The sequence below is a fragment of the Nostoc sp. XA010 genome (assembly GCF_020829625.1).
Lineage (GTDB): Bacteria > Cyanobacteriota > Cyanobacteriia > Cyanobacteriales > Nostocaceae > Nostoc.
Genome location: NZ_JAIVFX010000015.1, coordinates 1 through 19,911 on the forward strand (window position 1 = coordinate 1; position 19,911 = coordinate 19,911).

Sequence of the window (19,911 nt, forward strand, 5' to 3'; positions counted from 1 at the left end):
TCGTAGAATTCTGGTAACATTATCATTAAATAGAGCTTGTTGCGAATGAATGCTCTTTTTCTTTTACCACAAATTGCTACACTCTTTGCAATATAAGCATTCTAAACCATTTTGTCCCCCCGCAAGGTCAGCGCGACACTTTGACTGTCGCCCTTTTACAAGGATGTAATCATAATTATGTTTATCAGGCAACATACTAAAAATTAACATTTGCTTTATAAATAACCGCTTTACGTCTTAGCTTGACTTATATTGAAAAATAACCCAAAACTTTGATTCAATTATGATGTTTCTCTGAGAAAACATACTGATGGTTATTCAATTTATCTATGTATTCATGGAATTGTTACTTACTAGACAACGGATTTGTATTGTTAACTTAATCCAGCACAAATTTTTGGCTAACCCGTAGATAACAAAATATCTCACACATTTATATGGTCATAAATTATACTTAGATACAGAATTTTATTCAAAATTCACATCAGTAATAATGGAATTTTATTTATAAAATAACTTTAAAGAAATGATTTAGTTTATGTAAAGTATGTTAGTCTTTTTATTAATTCAATGCTTAAAAGCAGTTCGACAAACTAGTTATTTGATGGAAATTTTAAAATTAAAAATAACTAAAGATAACTGCTTTTTTATCACCTTTTGCTCGTTTAATTACTGTTTAAACTTGCATAAATTCGGCTCAAAGATGGTGTCTTTTGTGTAACGAATTTGTCAACTTTCCTGGTTAAAGTAGCATAAAATATATTATCCCGGACGTTGAAATTGGTTATGAAATTGATCCAGATACAGAACGTTGTCATTAAGAACAGACATGTTGCTGTGGTTAGGCTAGATAATCAAACGGTTTCGGGGAAAAAAACGTTTCTGTTCCCTTAGCTACTCCTCAGCTTCGATTGTTCCAGTAGGATACCATTACTCAAAATCTTTACCATTCCAAATGGATTAAACTCACTGGTCAAGCAGCTATTACACTCCAAGACTATTTTACCAGTTTTAACAAGGTTATCGACCGTGCCAATTTGAGATTTTGAATACGAGACGCTGCACTATCACAAATCTAAAATTGCAAATCTAAAATCCCAAATTGGTTGAGCTATTGCCACAATATCAAGAATCTAGCGTTGGATAACATTTTTTGCGATGTCTACGACGGGCTACACCTACGCAGTATGCCAAAGTCGCCTATAAATCTAAGGCTTTATGAGGGCAATATGTATCGTGTGGTGTCAATCTGGAGACAAGCATTTAGCAAAGATAGGATAGCTAACTGCTTCTTAGAAGACGAGAGATTTTCATTATTTAGTAGGCAACAGAAATTACTGTAGCTACACAATCCACAGTACTAACTATGCCCTATGTCTGCTTATTCAATTGATACTGCCTTAGCGGAGTTAGAAAGCCTTATCACTAATTGTGAAAAGGCTGTCATTAGGTCTATAGAGGAAAAAAACATGAAGTCAGATAAATCAGATAAATCAGTGTCAATCAACAGAATTAACAGACAATTACAACACAATCCTATAGCCATTGTTGGGATGGCTTCTCTATTGCCTCAAGCCAGGAATTTGCGCGAATACTGGCAAAATATAGTAAACAAAATTGACTGTATTACTGATGTTCCTTCCACTCACTGGAGCGTCGAAGATTATTACGATCCGAATCCTAGAACTACTGAAGACAAAACCTACTGCAAAAGAGGCGGGTTTCTTCCAGAGGTAGATTTTAATCCGATGGAATTCGGTATACCACCCAGCATTTTAGAAGTCACAGATGTATCGCAACTATTAAGTTTACTAGTTGCAAAAGAGGCGATGGAAGATGCAGGTTATGGTGAAAAACGTGAGTTTAACCGCGAGATGGTTGGGGTAATCTTAGGCGTGGCTATGGCCAAGCAATTAGGAATGCCACTTTCTGCCAGGTTGGAATATCCGATTTGGGAAAAAGTTCTTAAAAGCAGTGGTTTATCCGATGAAGATACCCAAAAAATCGTTGATAAAATCAAAAGCGCTTATGTGAAATGGGATGAGAACGCTTTCCCTGGAATGTTAGCTAACGTAGTCGCGGGTAGAATTGCCAATCGCCTAAACTTTGGCGGGATGAATTGTGTAGTTGATGCCGCTTGCGCTAGTTCCTTTGGTGCTTTAAAAATGGCAATTAGTGAGCTAGTTGAGCATCGTTCTGACATGATGCTGACTGGTGGCGTTGATACCGATAACACCATCATGGCTTACATCTCGTTCAGCAAAACACCGGCGGTTACTCCTAGTGAAAATGTCAAACCTTTTGATGCTAAATCTGATGGGATGATGCTGGGTGAAGGTATCGGGATGATTGTCCTCAAACGGTTAGAAGATGCTGAACGGGACAACGATAAAATATATGCCGTAATTAAAGGTATTGGTACTTCCAGCGATGGGCGTTACAAGAGCATTTATGCTCCTCGCAAAGAAGGTCAAGTTAAAGCCTTAGAACGTGCTTATGAAGATGCCGGCTTTTCTCCTGCTACTGTTGGTTTGATGGAAGCACATGGTACCGGTACAATGGCTGGAGATCCGACAGAATTCGGTTCTTTAAAAGACTTCTTTGATGTACATGATGACAAAAAGCAGCATATCGCTTTGGGTAGTGTGAAATCGCAAATCGGACACACAAAAGCGGCTGCGGGTGCGGCGAGTTTGATTAAAACTGCTTTGGCTTTACATCACAAAGTATTACCGCCCACAATTAACATCACCGAGCCAAACCCCAAACTCAACATTAAAACTTCATCCTTTTATTTGAATACTGAAACCAGACCTTGGATTCGTCCAGAAGGGGAAGCACCAAGACGCGCAGGTGTAAGTTCTTTTGGATTTGGCGGAACCAACTATCACGTTGTTTTGGAAGAATATGAAGCTGACCAAAACGCCGCTTACCGCTTACATAGTGATGCTAGTGAAGTGCTGTTGTTTGCTCCTACAGTAGACCAATTGTTGAGCAAATCTGAAGACATTTTAGGTAAGTTGCGCTCGCCAGATGCACGTACACATTATGCACAATTAGTCAATGAGTGCAAATCACAACAAATTCCCCTTTCTGCTGCCAGATTTGGATTTGTAGCTGAGAATCTGGAAGAAGCTTGTAAGTTATTGCAAACTAGCATTGAGTGGCTGAAACACAAAGGAACAGCAGCATCTTGGGAGCATCCCCAAGGGATTTATTACCGCGCCTCTGGTATGGAGTTGGGCGGAAAAGTTGTCTCTTTATTTTCTGGTCAAGGTTCGCAATACCTGGAGATGGGACGCGAACTGGTGATGAATTTTCCTTTGATGCGCCGTCTTCATGGTTATATGGATAGCCTGTTGCTCAAAGATAATTTGCAGCCGTTGTCAGAAATCGTTTTTCCTCATCCTGTGTTTGGAGAGGCAGAAAAAAATGTCCAAATTGCTGCCTTGCAACGCACAGAATATGCTCAACCAGCCATTGGGGTGTTGAGTGCAGGGATGTACAGCATCCTGCAACAAGCTGGATTTAAATCAGATTTTGTTGCCGGTCACAGCTTTGGTGAACTAACAGCGCTATGGGCTGCGGGGGTTTTGAGTACTGAAGATTACTTGTTCTTAGTAAAAGCTAGGGGTCAAGCAATGGCTGCACCCGAAGATCCAGATCATGATGCGGGTAGTATGCTGGCTGTCAAAGAAGACATCAGCAAGGTGGAAGCAGTGCTGAGGCATTTTCCGCAAGTTGCGATCGCTAATCAAAATTCTCCGACTCAATTTGTCTTGGCTGGCCCTACCGCAGAAATAGCGAGAATCAAAGAGGCTTTACACGAGAAAGGATATACAGCTGTATTGCTACCTGTTTCAGCAGCGTTCCATACACCGCTAATCGCCTTTGCTCAAAAATCCTTTGCGATCGCCACCAAGTCTGTCAAATTCCAAAGTCCCAAAATCCCTGTTTACAGCAACGTTACCAGTAAGCAGTATCCCAAAGAACCCCAAGGTATTCAAAAAATCCTCGAAACGCACCTTTCAAACTCAGTGTTGTTCAAGCAGGAAATTGAAAATATCTATGCGGCGGGTGGTACTTGCTTTGTGGAATTTGGGCCGAGGAGAATTCTCACCAACTTAGTCAAAGATATCCTTGGCGATCGCCCTCATATCACCGTATCTTTGAATCCCAGCACTCAAAAGAATAGCGATCGCTCTTTGCGAGAAGCAGTTGTGCAGTTGCGGGTGATAGGTATGACTTTGAATAACCTCGATCCTTACCAACTTCCCCAAACCATCCCCCCAATTGAGACGAAGAAGACATTAAATGTCCGTTTAAACGGGATAAACTACAGATCCGAAAAAACGAAAAATGCCTTCGCTCTAGCTTTGCAGGATGGGCATAAAGTCACATTACCCACCCCTGAATATTCTGATGCGGCTCCTTTATTTAGCAGCCCAGGTGTAACTCCAACTCTCGCAGCGATCGAAACTAACGGACATAAAAAATCCACCCCAGAAATGAACGGTGTGACTGCTAGTATCATCACCCAGCCAGAGCAACAAATGAATCCTGTGACCCTTTCACAACCAGCCCAGGAATCTAAGATGCAACCAACACCAGAAAAACTTACAAATTACGAACAACTTTTAGCAAGTTTAGAATATCTCCTGACACAGTTCCAGGAAAATCAAGCCGAGAATTTACAAGTTCACGGTACTTATCTCAACCATCAAATGGAATACGCTAAAGCGTTTTTCCAACTGATGCAGCAGCAGAATTCTTTGTTGAGTGAAAGTAAATCAACAGCCGAAACTGCCAAAATGAAGCTAGTTGTCATGGAAAGCTTAGAGCGTAGCATGATGCAGTTTCATTCCCAACAAGGTGAAACCCTACGCATCCATGAGCAATATCTCCAAGAGCAACTGGAATATACCAAAAACTTTTTCCAACTCATACAGCAAGAGTATTCTCTAGTCATCTCAGGTGATGGAGCAACCCAACTAACAGAGATAAGCAATTTCATCCCATTCACAGCAGAAACAACTGTTAGTGATGCACCAGTACCTGCTACTACCAAGATAGTAGAAAGCCTGCCTTTGCCTGTAACTGAGCCTGTAGCTAAAAATGGCTCAACAGTTACTCAAGAACCTCTGCCGCCTGCTGTAGAGCCTGTAATTGAAACTCCTGTATCCCCAAAAACCCAATCATTCGCGTCTCTACTTCCCACACCGCACTTCGCCACTGTCGAGACAGTAGAGCCAGTAATAGAACCACCTGTCCCAGTAGTAGAACCCCAAGCCGAGGTTGTAGTCAAAATTAGCTCACCTCCAGTCGAGGAAGTTGTCGCATTCACCCCAGAACCAGCACCCACAACTGCTGCACCTGTATCTGGTGCAACCATCGATATTGTTGACTTGGATAAAAACTTGTTAGCCATCACCAGCGACAAGACCGGCTACCCAGTCGAAATGCTGGAAATGGATATGGACATGGAGGCGGATTTAGGAATTGACTCCATCAAACGGGTGGAAATCTTGGGGGCGCTACAAGAAATGTACCCCAACCTACCCAAACCCAATTTAGAAGAACTGTCAGAAAAACGCACCATCGGTCAAGTTGTAGAGTATCTGCAATCTCACGCTTCCAAAAGTATTACTGTAGAAATTGCAGTTCACGAAATACAACAAGGAACCGAGATTTCAATAGAGGCTGCACCAGTAGTTGAGGTAGTCGCTGCGCCGGAACCAAGCGTAGTTGTCGCATTCACCCCAGAACCAGAAGCTGCTCCCTCTATAAGTGATGAATTTGCAAACTTAGGTGAAACCCTATTAGCCATCACTAGCGATAAAACCGGCTATCCAGTAGAGATGCTGGAACTGGAAATGGACATGGAAGCGGATTTAGGGATTGACTCTATCAAACGGGTGGAAATCTTAGGGGCGATGCAAGAAATGTACCCCAACTTACCCAAACCGAATATTGAAGAACTCGGCGACCTCCGCACTATCGGTCAAATAGTCGATTACCTACAGCAGTTGGCTGGAGGTGAAAAAAAAAAGTCTGAACCTGAGTTTGTCCAAGAACAACCACCGGAATTAGAGCATAATATTCCGCGCTATACCGTCAAACTCAGGAGCCTAGCACAGCCCGATTATTTGGATTTCACGTTACCAGAGGGACACATCGGTTTAATCACCGATGATGGTTCCCTCACCACCTATAAATTAACTGAATCCCTAATCGAGAAAGGCTGGAAAGTAGTAGTTATCAGCTTCCCCCAATCGCTCATCGCCCAACAAGCGCCCTTACCCACAGGAGTAACCCGCGTCACCTTAGCAAACTTGAGTGAAGAACATCTTCAACAACAATTGCAAGCGATCGCATCTCACTGCGGAACGATTGGGGCCTTCATCCACTTACATCCGATGTTTGTAAGAAATCACACCGGGAGTATTTCTTATAACGAATCAGAAAAGGCGATCGTTAAGCACGTATTTTTGATGGCGAAACACCTCAAACCCTCCCTCAACGAAGCCGCAAAGCATGGACGTAGTTGTTTCTGCACAGTAGCTCACCTCGATGGAGCCTTCGGTTTAGAGTACAAAGTCAACTTCGGTGCGATCGGCGCTGGTTTATTTGGATTAACCAAAACCCTCAGATGGGAATGGCCAAAGGTATTTACTCGTGCGATCGACCTAAGCCCCAGACTTGACGCCAAACAATCAGTACAAAACATCATCGCCGAACTTCACGACCCCAACCTTTATATAAGTGAAGTTGGCTACGGCTCACAAGGACGAGTCACCATTATCGCCGATTAAAAAGTTGATTAATGCCGTGTGCAACTTTCTCCCGAACCTAACCCCCAACCCCTTCCCTATAAGGGAAGGGGAGTAAGAATCAAAGCCTCGGTGTACACACAAGTCGAATTACTCCCCTTAATCCCCCCTTGGTAAGGGGGGAAACAGGAAATCTAGTTCCCTCCCCTTGTAAAGGGGAGGGTTAGGGTGGGGTAAAACCCTGATTAATCAGCTACTTCAGACTTGCGTGTACACCGTAGCCCTGTGGAGAAGAGGAATGGAAGTGGGGTTTCAAAAATAAGTTACACATCAAACCCAATTTATCCAGGTATTCACGAGGATTTATGACACAAACAGCCCAGCTTAGTCCATCATCTGTCTTTGTCGTGAGCGGCGGTGCAAAAGGGATTACGGCTGAGTGTACCATCAGATTAGCTCAACAGCAACCCTGCAAATTCATTCTCCTCGGTCGCTCCGAACTATTAGAAACCGAGCCAGATTATGCCCAAAATGCCGATGAATCCGCATTGAAAAAATGCATCATGGAAAATCTTCTTTCTCAAGGAGAGAAGCCCACACCCATGAATGTGCAAAAAATATATAACAAAATTACCTCCAGCCGTGAAATTAAAAAGACTCTAGCAGCAATTGAAAAAACCGGAGCCAAAGCAGAATATATCAGCGTCGATGTCACAGATACGCCAGCTTTACAAGAAAAACTTGCCACTGCTGTACAACATCTCGGCCCAATTACTGGAATCATCCACGGCGCGGGAAACTTAGCTGATAAGTTAATTGAAAAGAAAACAGAAGAGGATTTTGAAAAAGTTTACACTGCCAAAGTTCAAGGTTTAGAAAACCTCCTAACTTGCGTCAACCCTAATCAACTTCAGCATCTAGTTTTGTTTTCTTCTGTGACAGGATTTTACGGGAATCCCGGACAATCTGATTATGCGATCGCAAATGAAATTCTGAACAAATCAGCCCATATATTTAAGCAAACTTATCCCTCATGTCATGTAGTCGCTATCAACTGGGGTGCTTGGGACAGTGGAATGGTGACAGCAGAATTAAAGAAGATTTTTCAAGAGCGCAAAATTGAAATAATTCCGATTGCAGTTGGGGCGCAAATGCTCGTTAAGGAAATGGATGATACCAATCATGCAACCTCACAAGTTGTTATTGGTAGCCCATTAGTTCCACTTGCGGTGGAGTTAGATTCAGAACTACGAACCCATCGTATTCGTCGTCAAATGACGTTGGAGGCTAATCCATTTTTACACGATCATACTATTGCTGGTTCTCCTGTTTTACCAGCAACTTGTGCAATGACCTGGATTATCAATGCTTGTGAACAATTATATCCAGGTTACAGATTGTTTAATTACCAAGATTTTAAAGTTTTAAAGGGAATTACTTTCAATGAAACATTAGCAAAAGAACATATTTTAGAAATAGAAGAAATTTCTAAAGTTAATCTTGAAAGGATTGAACTTAAAGCAAAGATTTCGAGTAAAAACCCACAAGGCAGAATCCATTTTCATTTTAGTGCTCAACTCAATCTCCAGCTAGAAATCCCAGATGTACCCACTTATGAATCTCTCAATCTCGAAGAAGATAATATCATCACCGCTACAGGAAAAGCTTTTTATCAAAATGGGGGAGCTACATTATTTCATGGGCCCGCTTTTCAAGAAATCAAAAGAGTTTTAAACATCAGTTCTGAAAAAATCACTACAGAATGTCTTTGGCCAGAACTCACCCCACAGCAACAAGGACAATTCCCTGTCCAATGGGTTAATCCTTACACGACTGACTTGAGTATGCACGCCTTGTGGGTTTGGACACAACACTTTCATGAAGAAGGTTGTTTACCTGGAAAAGTAGAAAAATTTGAACAGTTTGCAATGATACCACATAACGAAACATTTTACGTTTCGTGTGAAGTGATATCTAAGACACCAAGCAGTGCGATCGCAAACTTTATCATACACGACCGCCAAGGTAAAATCTATTCACGAATGCTCGGCGCTCATGCCATTATTTGGTCAATGAAAATGCTTAGAAGCTAGGAATATTTCAAGCTGAAAGTTCGTAGTAAGGACTTTAGTCATTCTTAATATAAGCACTAAAGTCCTTACTACAAACTATCAAAATCTTAGGATTACTAGAACTTGCCTCGTTCAAAGTTTGGGGAACAGCGTAAATCCTGCCTTTTAATTATCTCTTGCTAAATACCCAAACTCGGAGCATATAAATCGTGGAAAAAATAGCCATCATCGCATTATCATGCCTATTCCCCGATGCAAAGAATCCTGAAGAATACTGGCAAAACATCGTTAATCAAAAAGATTCGACATCCTCTGCAACCGTCGAAGAAATCGGAGTAGATCCGACAATCTTTCACAATCCAGCCAAAGGTACACCAGACAAAACCTATTCCCTCAAAGGCGGTTACATCCGTAACTTCCAGTTTAATCCATCTGAATACAATCTACCATCAGAATTTGTTGCTGGTTTAGATAACACCTTCAAATGGTCATTGTATGCAGCTAAACAAGCAATTGAACGAAGTGGTTATTGGGGTAATCAAAATGTCCTGGCAAAATGCGGCGTAATTTTAGGTAATTTATCATTCCCAACAAAATTATCTAATCAATTATTCTCTCCAATTTACCAGCAAGCCATTACCCCTGCCGTCAGAGAACTTTTGCAGTATGAAGACTTTGATTTAGCTGTCCCAAGTGCAACTAAAGCATCTTTATACAATGCGATGATATCTGGTTTACCAGCATCTATCGTTGCTCAAGCCCTATCGCTATCTCAGATTAATTTATGTCTGGATGCTGCTTGTTCGTCATCATTTTATGCGATTAAACTAGCATCTCATTACTTGTGGTCACACAAAGCTGATGTCATGTTAGCTGGAGCCATAAGTTGTGCTGATTCTCTGTTCGTGCGGATGTTATTTTCCGGTGTTCAAGGGTATGCAGAAAACGGCATCAGTCGTCCCTTAGATAAATCCTCTAGAGGGCTAATTCCCGCCGATGGTGTTGGGATGGTGATGCTGAAGAGATATTCTGATGCTGTCAGAGATGGCGACAATATTCTCGCCACTATCTGCGGTAATGGACTCTCAAATGATGGTAAAGGTAAGCATTTATTGAGTCCAAATCCTAAAGGACAAACCTTAGCTTTTGAACGAGCTTATAATGAGGCGAATTTTAGTCCCAAAAGCATCGATTATCTAGAGTGTCACGCCACCGGCACATTGCTAGGAGATACAACCGAATTCAATTCTATAGAAACATTCTTTGGTCAAAATCAAGCTGCGCCTCTGGTAGGTTCTGCAAAGGCAAATACTGGTCACTTGCTAACTGCTGCTGGCATGGTTGGCTTGACTAAAGTGATTTTGAGTATGTCTCATGGTGTAATTCCAGCAACCATGAACGTTTCAGAACCTTTAACTTCAGAAAAAGGTACAATTTCCGCCGACAAGATTGTTAGAACAGCTACAGCATGGCCTAATAATAACGCACCAATCAAACGGGCTGCTATTAGCGCTTTTGGATTTGGCGGCACTAATTCTCATCTGATTCTAGAACAAGGAAATACAACACAATCAGTTGAATCAACTCCACCTGTTCCACCTACCAAAGTCGCCATTGTCGGCATGGATGCCTTTTTTGGTAACTGTAATGGTTTAGATGCTTTTGAACGCAGTATTTATGATGGAACACAACATTTTACTTCTCTACCATCTCAAAGATGGCATGGGATAGAAAATCAAGAAAGTGTCCTCAAAGAGTACGGTTTACCAGACGGAAAAGCACCAGTAGGGGCATACATCAAGGATTTTGAAATCGATACTTTATCGTGCAAAATCCCACCGAATGAAATCGAGAAGTTAAACCCACAACAATTGTTACTCCTGAAGGTTAGCGATCGCGCCGTCAAAGATGCGAAACTACAGGAAGGTGACAATGTGGCTGTGATTGTTGCCGCAGAGACAGAATTCTCTGTACATCAACTACAGCAAAGATGGAATCTATCTTGGCAAGTTAAGGATGGCTTACTCAACCAAGGAATTTCTTTACCTCCTGAACAGCTTTCCCAACTGGAAACCATTGTCAAAGATAGCATTCACCAACCAGTAGAAATCGGTGAATATGTCAGTCACATCGCCAACATCATGGCGAGTCGGATTTCGGCTTTGTGGAATTTCACTGGCCCTGCATTCACCGTCAGCGCTGGCGAAAATTCTGCCCTCAAGGCGTTGGAAATTGCCCAAATGCTACTCGCTACTGGAGAAGTAGACGCGGTGGTTGTGGGTGCAGTAGATTTGGCAGGTGGTGTGGAAAATGTCTTGTTCCGCAGCCAATTTGCACCAATTAATACGGGTGTAAATACGTTGGGTTATGACCAACAAGCCAATGGCTGGACAGTTGGCGAAGGTGCGGGTGCTGTCGTCCTCAAGCGTTACGAAGCTGCTAAAGAAGACAATGAACGCATCTATGCAGTAATTGATGCCATAAGTTTCGCACAAGGTAATTCTACTTTGAGTGACGCTTTGGTAAAACCTGATGCCTCAGCTATCAGCAATGTCTGCAAACAAGCTTTCGAGATGGCAGAGATTCAGCCCACAGAGGTTAACTATGTGGAAGTCTTCGGTAGTGGCATTCCCCAAGAGGATGAGGCCGAAATCACAGGTTTACTGCAAGCTTATCCGAAAGTGGGCAATGGTTTGCATTGTGCATTGGGCAGCGTTAAATCCAATATCGGCCACACCTATACAGCATCGGGAATTGCTAGCTTAATCAAAACCGCTCTCTGTCTTTATTACAGGTATATTCCCGCCACACCAAAATGGTCTGGTGTCAAAACACCGCAAGTATGGGAAGGTAGTCCTTTCTATGTGGCAATGGAATCAAGACCTTGGTTTGTCGATAAAGGCGGCACACGCAGAATAGCAGCAATTAATAGCATGGGTATAGATGGCAGTTACGCCCATTTAATCTTATCGGAAGAACCCAGCCAAGAGGAGCGGGATAACAGATATTTGCAGCAAATGCCTTTTCATCTGTTCCCTATCGCAGTTAGCGATCGCTCCACCATACCCGATATCCTAAACCATCTCCAAAAATCCATTGAAGCTAGTTCTTCTTTATCAGCTACCGCCAGCCAAACATTCGCTACCTTTCAACAGGAATCTGATCCAAAATACGTCTTATCAATCACAGGACGTAACACAAAAGAACTACTCAAAGAAATTGAATCTGCCCGTAAAGGTGTAAATAATGCCTTTGAGAACAGCACAGATTGGCAAACACCGATAGGAAGTTATTTCACAGCGAAACCATTGGGTAAAACTGGAGCAGTTGCTTATGTTTATCCCGCAGCAGTCAATTCTTATATCGGCATTGGTCGGACTGTTTTTCGCTTATTTCCGAAAGTCTTCGAGGATTTAAAAAGTAACAATCTCTACAATCGGGCTGCCGATGTTGAAAAGTTAGTTTATCCCAGAAGTTTCCCTAAATTGACAACCAGGCAACTAGAAACTCTCGAAAAGCAGTTGTTAGATGATTCACTGGCAATGTTTGAAAGTGAAATTGCCTTTGCTAGATACATGACAGCAATTTTTAGAGATGATTTTCAAGTCAAGCCGCAATGTGTTTTTGGGTATAGCTTGGGTGAAACTAGTATGATGGTTGCCCAAGGAGTTTGGAGTGATTTTGAGGGCGGAAGTAACACCTTAAACTCATCACCTCTATTTGGTGATAAATTATCTGGGTCAAAGAATGCTGTGCGTGAATATTGGGGATTAACAGATTCACCAAACAACAATTTTTGGAATACCTATGTTCTCATGGCTACTCCATCTCAAGTTAGAGAATGCCTGAAACATGAGAATCGCGTCTATTTAACTCAAATCAACACACCAGAAGAAGTATTAATTGCTGGTGAAGATGCAGCCTGTAAACGAGTGATTCAAACTTTAGGTTGTAATTTTTTCCCTGCTCCCTTCGACCATGTGATACATTGTGAGGCTATGCGCTCGCAGTTCGAGGAAATCAAAAAGGTAAATAGCTTACCATCACAAAATCTTCCCGGCATTGTTTTTTATTCTGCCGCCGATTATCAACCAGTTGCACTTGAAAGAGATGCGATCGCTCACAATATCGCCAAAGGATTGTGCCAAGAGCTTGATTTTCCGCGATTGGTAAATCGTGTCTACGATGATGGTGTGAAAATATTTTTAGAAGCAGGCGCCGGTAGTGTTTGTTCCCGATGGATTGATAAAATTCTCGCCAAAAAAGAACATATCACAGTTTCTCTAAATCGTAGAGGGATGGATGACCATGCTTCAATGGTCAAAGCATTAGCAAAACTACTTAGTCATCAGGTGAATGTGGATTTATCACCCTTGTATAGCAAAGCTCAAGAAACCGCTAATTCAAGTAAAGCAACATTGAGAACAGTTACCTTGGGTGGGAAAGCGATCGCTGCTACAATTTTGAGCGATGAAAATCGCAACCTTGTTAAAGATTTTGCTGGGGATCTTAGGATCGATCGCTTTAAAATACAGCATCCACATATACCTAATGTCCAACAATCGAAAATCACAGATTCTCTTAACACTTCCAACCACATAACCCAACAAGAAAGTCATTTCCCTAACATCTTGCCTCAGCCAGAAGAAGTAAAACCGAAAAATATCATTGATAACGTTTTTGAACCGAGAGAACAATTACAATCTTCTGAGTCAAGCGCAATTAGACAGTCAATCCCTGTTTTTTTCCCACCCGTCAGAACTCAAAAAATTAGTAGCATCATCAGCATGTCCGATTTAAATAAGACCCAGTATCAAAAGCTCAATGCTAATAATTCAAAGATAACTAAAGCACACAGTGCCTTCTTACAAGCTAGACAAGATTACAGTCAGCAAATGAGCGAAATCATTCAATTGCAACTAGCTTGTGCCCAAAACTTGCTTAACGACGAATCTTGACATAAGTCTACATACTTCAACCGTCAATAACCTTGGGTAAGGGGAAAGGTGAACTGATAAAAGGAAAAGATTTCTTCCCTATTCCCCACCCCCCACTCCCCTTATTTAATAATTGTAATCCGAGGGATAACTGCCGTGACAACCGTAGATACGGTACTAAGTAAACACGATAATGGCCTTAATTTCTCTTCCTGGTCTTATAACAAAAACCAGGTTTGGAAAGGTTCTTTAGAAACTGTATCTTTCGATAAAGAAACCATCAAAGATAAATTGATGGTTTTAAATAAACCCTGCTACATCGTGAAAGTTGCCGGAAAAATCGGTGTCACTAATGAGGGTTATTTATCCCCTGGTGATAATGGCACAACAGCACAAATAGAACTGCTGACATTTGCAGCACCAATCTGTATTCAACAATTTGGAGATCCCAATTTTCTGTCCTCTTATGGAGTGAAATATGCCTACGTTACCGGTGCAATGGCTGGCGGAATTGCTTCTGAAGAAATGGTCATTGCACTCGGAAAAGAGCAAATTTTGAGTTCATTTGGTGCAGGTGGTTTAACTTCAGAACGTTTGGAAGCAGCCATAAATCGCATTCAACAAGCTTTACCTCAAGGGCCTTATGCATTTAATTTGATTCACAGCCCTAATGAACCTGCGATTGAACGCCGGGCTGTGGATTTATACCTTAAATATCAAGTGAGAACAGTAGAAGCCTCTGCATTTCTCGACTTGACTCCCAACATTGTTTATTACCGTATTGCCGGATTGGGATTGAATAGCGCCAATCAAATTGAAATCAAAAATAAAATCATTGCCAAAATTTCTCGCCGAGAAGTTGCGACTAAATTTCTGCAACCAGCACCGCCCAGAATAATCAAAGAACTGCTGGAACAAGGGTTAATTACTGAGTTACAAGCAACTCTTGCAGCCAAAGTTCCAATGGCTGATGATATTACCGTCGAGGCTGATTCTGGAGGACATACAGATAATCGTCCCCTGGTCTGTGTGTTACCTTCTATTATTGCCTTGCGGGATGAAATTCAAGCACAATATCATTACCAAACACCCATTAGAATCGGCGTTGCAGGGGGAATTGGTACACCACAATCAGCATTAGCAGCCTTTATGATGGGTGCTGCTTATATAATGACTGGTTCCATTAATCAGTCATGTGTTGAATCTGGGGCTTGTGAACATACCAAAAAGTTACTAGCCCAAGCTGAAATGGCTGATATGATAATGGCTCCAGCAGCAGATATGTTTGAAATGGGAGTCAAATTGCAAGTTCTCAAACGGGGTACAATGTTCCCCATGCGAGCGCAGAAATTATTTGAACTCTATCGCGCTTATGATTCCATTGAAGAGATTCCTTTGGCGGAAAGAGAGAAATTAGAAAAACAAGTTTTTCGCAAAACTATTGCTGAAGTATGGGAAGGAACTGCGGCTTATTTGTCCCAAAAGAATCCTGAGAAACTTGGGAAAGCAGTCAATAATCCTAAACTGAAAATGGCATTGATTTTCCGTTGGTATCTAGGATTATCTTCTCGCTGGTCTAGTTCTGGTGAAAAAGGTAGAGAAGTCGATTATCAAATTTGGTGTGGCCCGGCAATGGGCGGTTTCAATGACTGGGTACGCGGTTCCTACCTATCGGAACCAAATAATCGTCAGGTAGTTGATGTAGCCAATCAAATTATGACTGGTGCAGCGTTTTTGTATCGTGTCCAAAATTTGAAAATTCAAGGGCTGCAAGCTTCCGATTATTACAGTCAGTATCACCCTGTTCGTTCTACATCATTGTTGGAGATTTAAAAATGACTATAAAACAGTCTTTCACAGCAGACGATATTCAAATATTTTTGGTATCTAACTTAGCTAAGTTGCTAGGAGTTGCAACTGATGAAATAGATGTCACAGAACATTTAGAAAACTATGGGTTGGATTCAGCCCAAGCAATGATTCTAGTAAGTAACTTAGAAAAGTTGCTAGGATTTCAACCATCTCCATTGCTACTGTGGCATTATCCAAATATTGAAGCTCTTTCACAGCGTTTAGCTGAAGAAGTACAAGAAGGTTCACCAGTTCAAGATACAAAGGTAACAGCCTCTAATGCTAACGCTGCTCCCTCTGTTTTAGATTTAAGTGCCGAAGCTGTTCTTGACCCTACCATCAATCCTGGTGCTGCATCTAATGTAGCTATAGGTGAACCCAAGAACATCTTTTTAACTGGAGGAACCGGTTTTTTAGGAGCTTTCATCATCCGAGAATTGCTACAAGAAACCAATGCGGATATCTATTGCTTAGTGCGTGCTGCTAATGCTGAAGAAGGTAAAAGCAAGCTCCAAAATAATCTGCAACAGTATGCAATTTGGCAGGAAGAATTTAGCTCCAGAATTATTCCGATTGTCGGTGATTTATCTCAACCATTGTTAGGTATTGGTTCGGAACAGTTTCAAATTTTAGCTGGCAATATTGACACTATATATCATAGTGCTGCTTTGTTGAATTATGTTTTTCCATACTCAGCACTGAAAGCAGCCAATGTTTTAGGCACTCAAGAAGTTTTGAGATTGGCTTGTCAAATTAAGGTCAAGCCTGTACACTACGTTTCTAGTGTTGCTGTTTTTGAATCGACTGCTTATGCTGGCAAGGTTGTCAAAGAGCAGGATGAATTCAATCATTGGGAAGGTATTTATCTTGGTTACTCACAGACTAAATGGGTAGCCGAAAAGTTAGTCAAAATTGCTCGTGACCGTGGGCTTCCTGTAACTATCCATAGACCACCACTGATTTCAGGTGATAGCAAAACAGGCATTTGTAACACACATGACTTTATCAATTTGATGACTAAGGGCTGTCTACAAATGGGATATTTCCCTGATGTAGATTATATGTTGGATATGTCACCTGTGGATTATGTAAGTAAAGCGATCGTTTATCTATCACGCCAAAAAGAATCTATAGGTAAAGCATTCAATTTACAACATCCCCAACCTGCTGCTTTAAAAATGCTAGTTGAGTGGATACGCTCTTTTGGTTATTCAGTTGAGATGATTCCATATCAACAATGGCAATCAGAGTTAATCAATAATGTGACCTCTGCCGACAACCCTTTGTACACTTTGCGACCCTTTTTGCTGGAACGCTGGTCTGATGAACAACTGACTATTCCTGATTTGTACTTACAAGCTAGAAGACCTCATATCAGCTGCCAAGATACTCTCCATGCGCTAGCAGGCAGTTCTATTGTTTGTCCTCCAATTGACTCTCAATTGTTTATGACTTACACCGCCTACTTGATTCAAACCGGTTTTTTAAATATCGCTTAGTAATTCACAAATTGCGTAGGATATCTTAGGAACGTAATGCACCGTCCCAGATATTTTTGGAACGGTGCGTTACAAAAGCTGTAACACACCTTACAAAACAATTTTATTTAGTCCATGTTTTTTAAAACTCAGTACTACTGAATAGCCAATATTTCAGATGCCAGCAACAACTTAATATACCAACAGTGGCAATATAATTGCCCTGTTTTTTTGTGCTCAATCATGTAAATTTTTAGGATTCACCCCTTCACAGAATAAATTGAGGATAGAATGGTTAGTGTTGGGCATAAAAGTTTAATTTTACCTGCTGGGTGCTGTGATTAATCAAAAGCCAGCGCTAGTAGTTTGAAATAACCGAACTTTTTTAATGCTCCACTTATTCGATGTATAAGTCCTAAATTTACGTTTGGACTGCTACATTCATCGAACCGATTACACAAGCATTTGAAAGGCTAATAACTCAAGACATTTATTGTCGGTTGAGATATTACGTGTACTTAATTGTAGAACGAGAACCACTGTAAATGCAACGCAGCTTCATCAAGTTGAATTCACCAATATTCTTACATGAACACAACACATCAAACTCAGAGCAAAAAAACTGCTCTTATTACTGGAGCAGCCGGTGGTATTGGCTACGAATTAGCATGTATTTTTGCTGCTCATGATTACAATCTGGTCTTAGTAGACAGAAACGAGTTAAAGCTTGTAGAAATTGCAGCTAAATTTCAAGAAGAATTCGGAAATCTTGCCAAAACTATTGTTAAGGATTTATCTATATCAACAGCTCCTGAAGAAATTTTCACGGAGTTGCAACTCGCCGATATTAATGTTGATGTGCTAGTCAATAATGCTGGATTTGGTATCTATGGATTATTTCACGAAACAGACCTAGCTGCTGAATTGGAAATGCTACAAGTAAATTTGGTGTGCCTCACCCATTTAACTAAGCTATTTGTAAAGCACATGGTAAAGCAAGGTGAAGGTAAAATCTTAAATGTTTCCTCGGCTGCTGCTTTTCAACCAGGGCCTTTGATGGCGGTTTATTTTGCTACCAAAGCTTATATCTTATCTTTTTCTGAAGCGATCGCTAATGAATTAGAAGGTACAGGTGTCACTGTGACAGTTCTTTGCCCAGGCTCAACCGCATCTGCCTTTCATGAAAGAACCGGGATGGCTGACTCTAAGTTGCTCAAGGGTAAGAGGATGATGGATGCACAAACAGTAGCCGAAATTGGTTTTCGCGCCTTAATGAAGGGCAAAACTATTGCGATTCCTGGGTTTATGAATAAACTACTTGCAAGAAGCGTCAGATTTGTACCCAGGAAACTGGTGACAAGAATCGTCAGGAATATGCAGGAAGATAAATAAGCAGGGGGAGCAGGGGGAGCAGAGGAAGCAGGCGAAGAATAACTAATTTTATTAATGACTAATGGCTAGGATTAATACTGCCAGGACTTTAAGTTCCAGCCTAAATTCGCCACTGCAACAGCAGCAACATAATTGTTAGCAGGCACTAGTTCAAAAAGACTCCAGTCTTCAGTTATCCGTAACTTGGCTGGTTCTGTGGGAGTCAGCGACACTTCAATTTGCTCTAACTGAGCTAGTCCGTCTCCAGTTGCTTTTAAATAAGCTTCCTTACAAGTCCAGTAACGGAAAAATACCTCTTGCTGTTGGTTGGGAGATAGCGATCGCAACATCTCATATTCTCTTGGTAAAAAAAACCGTTTGGCAAGAGCTTCCAGATCAGACATCGGGCGAATATATTCTAGGTCTACACCAATTTCTCTAGTACAATTCACCGCACACAAACCCAACCCTTGGGAATGAGACAAGTTAAACGCCAGTCCACTATCGGCAAATGTATCTGCTAATACTGGTTTGCCACGCTGTTGATAATTAAACTGCACTTGTAGAGGCTGGATATCCAAATAGCGAGCTAATATAGTTCGGAGAATACCACGACCAGCGATAAAACGCTGGCGATGTTCCTGAAAATAGAACCGTTCAGCACGAGCTATTTCTTCACTGGAAAGAGTCGCTGCTAAACTTTGCAGCTGTACTTCTGGTTGGTCAAGGTCTATACGCCAGACATGAATCTCATGCAGCCGCAAAGTTAAATCTGTCGGTGCAGTTAGCCAAATATCATTAGGAGCGGTCATTGAGTCAAAAAATCAAGGGAGTTGTACTCTAGTACTTTGTTTAATTACGACGATTATTATCAGTGGATCTGGTTTGGCGCTTTAGCGCTACTATACTATGCGCCAGACCTGCGCGATCGCTTTTGCTGACTAATATCGTGATTTATTGCTCTTGATTTACGTGATTTACGTGCCATTTTTCTTACTTTAGATATACAAGCTTTAACTCGAGCCTAAACCCTGTGAAAGAGAGTACGTTAAAACCCTTGACAGAGAATAAGAAATTTTCTTTTGGCTACAACATTAGCTATTACAGTATTACTCCAAGGAATTACGAGAAATGTCTGCAAGCGTTTTACCAGTACCTAAGCTTTGTAAAGGTCAAAGAATAAGGTTTATGGGTGGGGAAGGCATCATCCAAAACTACCACTTTGAGTCACGTAGCTGGGAATATTTGGTGGATATGCCTATGGGGCCAGAGCCAGAAATGGGTCGAGTTGGTTATGAAACCATGATTTGGTTATCTGAAGTTGATATCTCTTCACTGGTAAATCATTTTTCTGGCAAAATGTTAAATCTGAAACAAAAACACCTTGCCAAAGCTTGTTAAAAACCTATTAGAGCTACTTTTTTCTAGAACA

At 41.3% G+C, this 19,911-nt stretch carries 8 protein-coding genes; 7 read left to right on the forward strand and 1 reads right to left on the reverse strand.

From position 1 onward, the window contains the following. The first annotated feature begins 1,373 nt into the window (after positions 1 to 1,373). The 6 genes from LC608_RS20925 to LC608_RS20950 all read left to right on the forward strand — a co-directional run bounded on the left by LC608_RS20925 (position 1,374) and on the right by LC608_RS20950 (position 18,500). On the forward strand, positions 1,374 to 6,812 hold the full coding sequence (locus tag LC608_RS20925; protein WP_229555351.1) for a type I polyketide synthase: 5,439 nt from the start codon (positions 1,374 to 1,376) through the stop codon (positions 6,810 to 6,812). Between the two features lie 323 nt (positions 6,813 to 7,135). After that, complete coding sequence (locus tag LC608_RS20930; RefSeq protein WP_229555352.1) at positions 7,136 to 8,863, forward strand: SDR family NAD(P)-dependent oxidoreductase; 1,728 nt, start codon at positions 7,136 to 7,138, stop codon at positions 8,861 to 8,863. A gap of 188 nt (positions 8,864 to 9,051) precedes the next feature. Then, positions 9,052 to 13,800 carry a PfaB family protein gene (locus LC608_RS20935; RefSeq protein ID WP_229555353.1) on the forward strand — a complete coding sequence of 1,583 codons (4,749 nt, stop codon included), beginning with the start codon at positions 9,052 to 9,054 and terminating at the stop codon, positions 13,798 to 13,800. 135 nt (positions 13,801 to 13,935) lie between these two features. Continuing rightward, positions 13,936 to 15,612 carry a PfaD family polyunsaturated fatty acid/polyketide biosynthesis protein gene (locus tag LC608_RS20940; RefSeq protein ID WP_229555354.1) on the forward strand — a complete coding sequence of 559 codons (1,677 nt, stop codon included), beginning with the start codon at positions 13,936 to 13,938 and terminating at the stop codon, positions 15,610 to 15,612. 2 nt (positions 15,613 to 15,614) lie between these two features. Beyond that, a complete protein-coding gene (locus LC608_RS20945) occupies positions 15,615 to 17,129 on the forward strand; it encodes a thioester reductase domain-containing protein (protein WP_229555355.1) in 1,515 nt (504 codons plus the stop codon). 567 nt (positions 17,130 to 17,696) lie between these two features. Further along, positions 17,697 to 18,500: an SDR family oxidoreductase gene (locus LC608_RS20950; RefSeq protein ID WP_229555356.1), complete on the forward strand. Its 804-nt coding sequence runs from the start codon at positions 17,697 to 17,699 to the stop codon at positions 18,498 to 18,500. A 71-nt stretch (positions 18,501 to 18,571) separates the two neighbouring features. Here LC608_RS20950 and hetI read toward each other — a convergent pair whose 3' ends face one another. After that, positions 18,572 to 19,291, reverse strand: coding sequence for a 4'-phosphopantetheinyl transferase HetI (gene hetI, locus LC608_RS20955; RefSeq protein WP_229555357.1), 720 nt, complete (start codon positions 19,289 to 19,291; stop codon positions 18,572 to 18,574). Between the two features lie 319 nt (positions 19,292 to 19,610). On the opposite strand from hetI, the gene LC608_RS20960 reads away from it, so the two are divergent. Further along, positions 19,611 to 19,880 carry a hypothetical protein gene (locus LC608_RS20960; RefSeq protein WP_229555358.1) on the forward strand — a complete coding sequence of 90 codons (270 nt, stop codon included), beginning with the start codon at positions 19,611 to 19,613 and terminating at the stop codon, positions 19,878 to 19,880. Positions 19,881 to 19,911 lie beyond the last annotated feature (31 nt).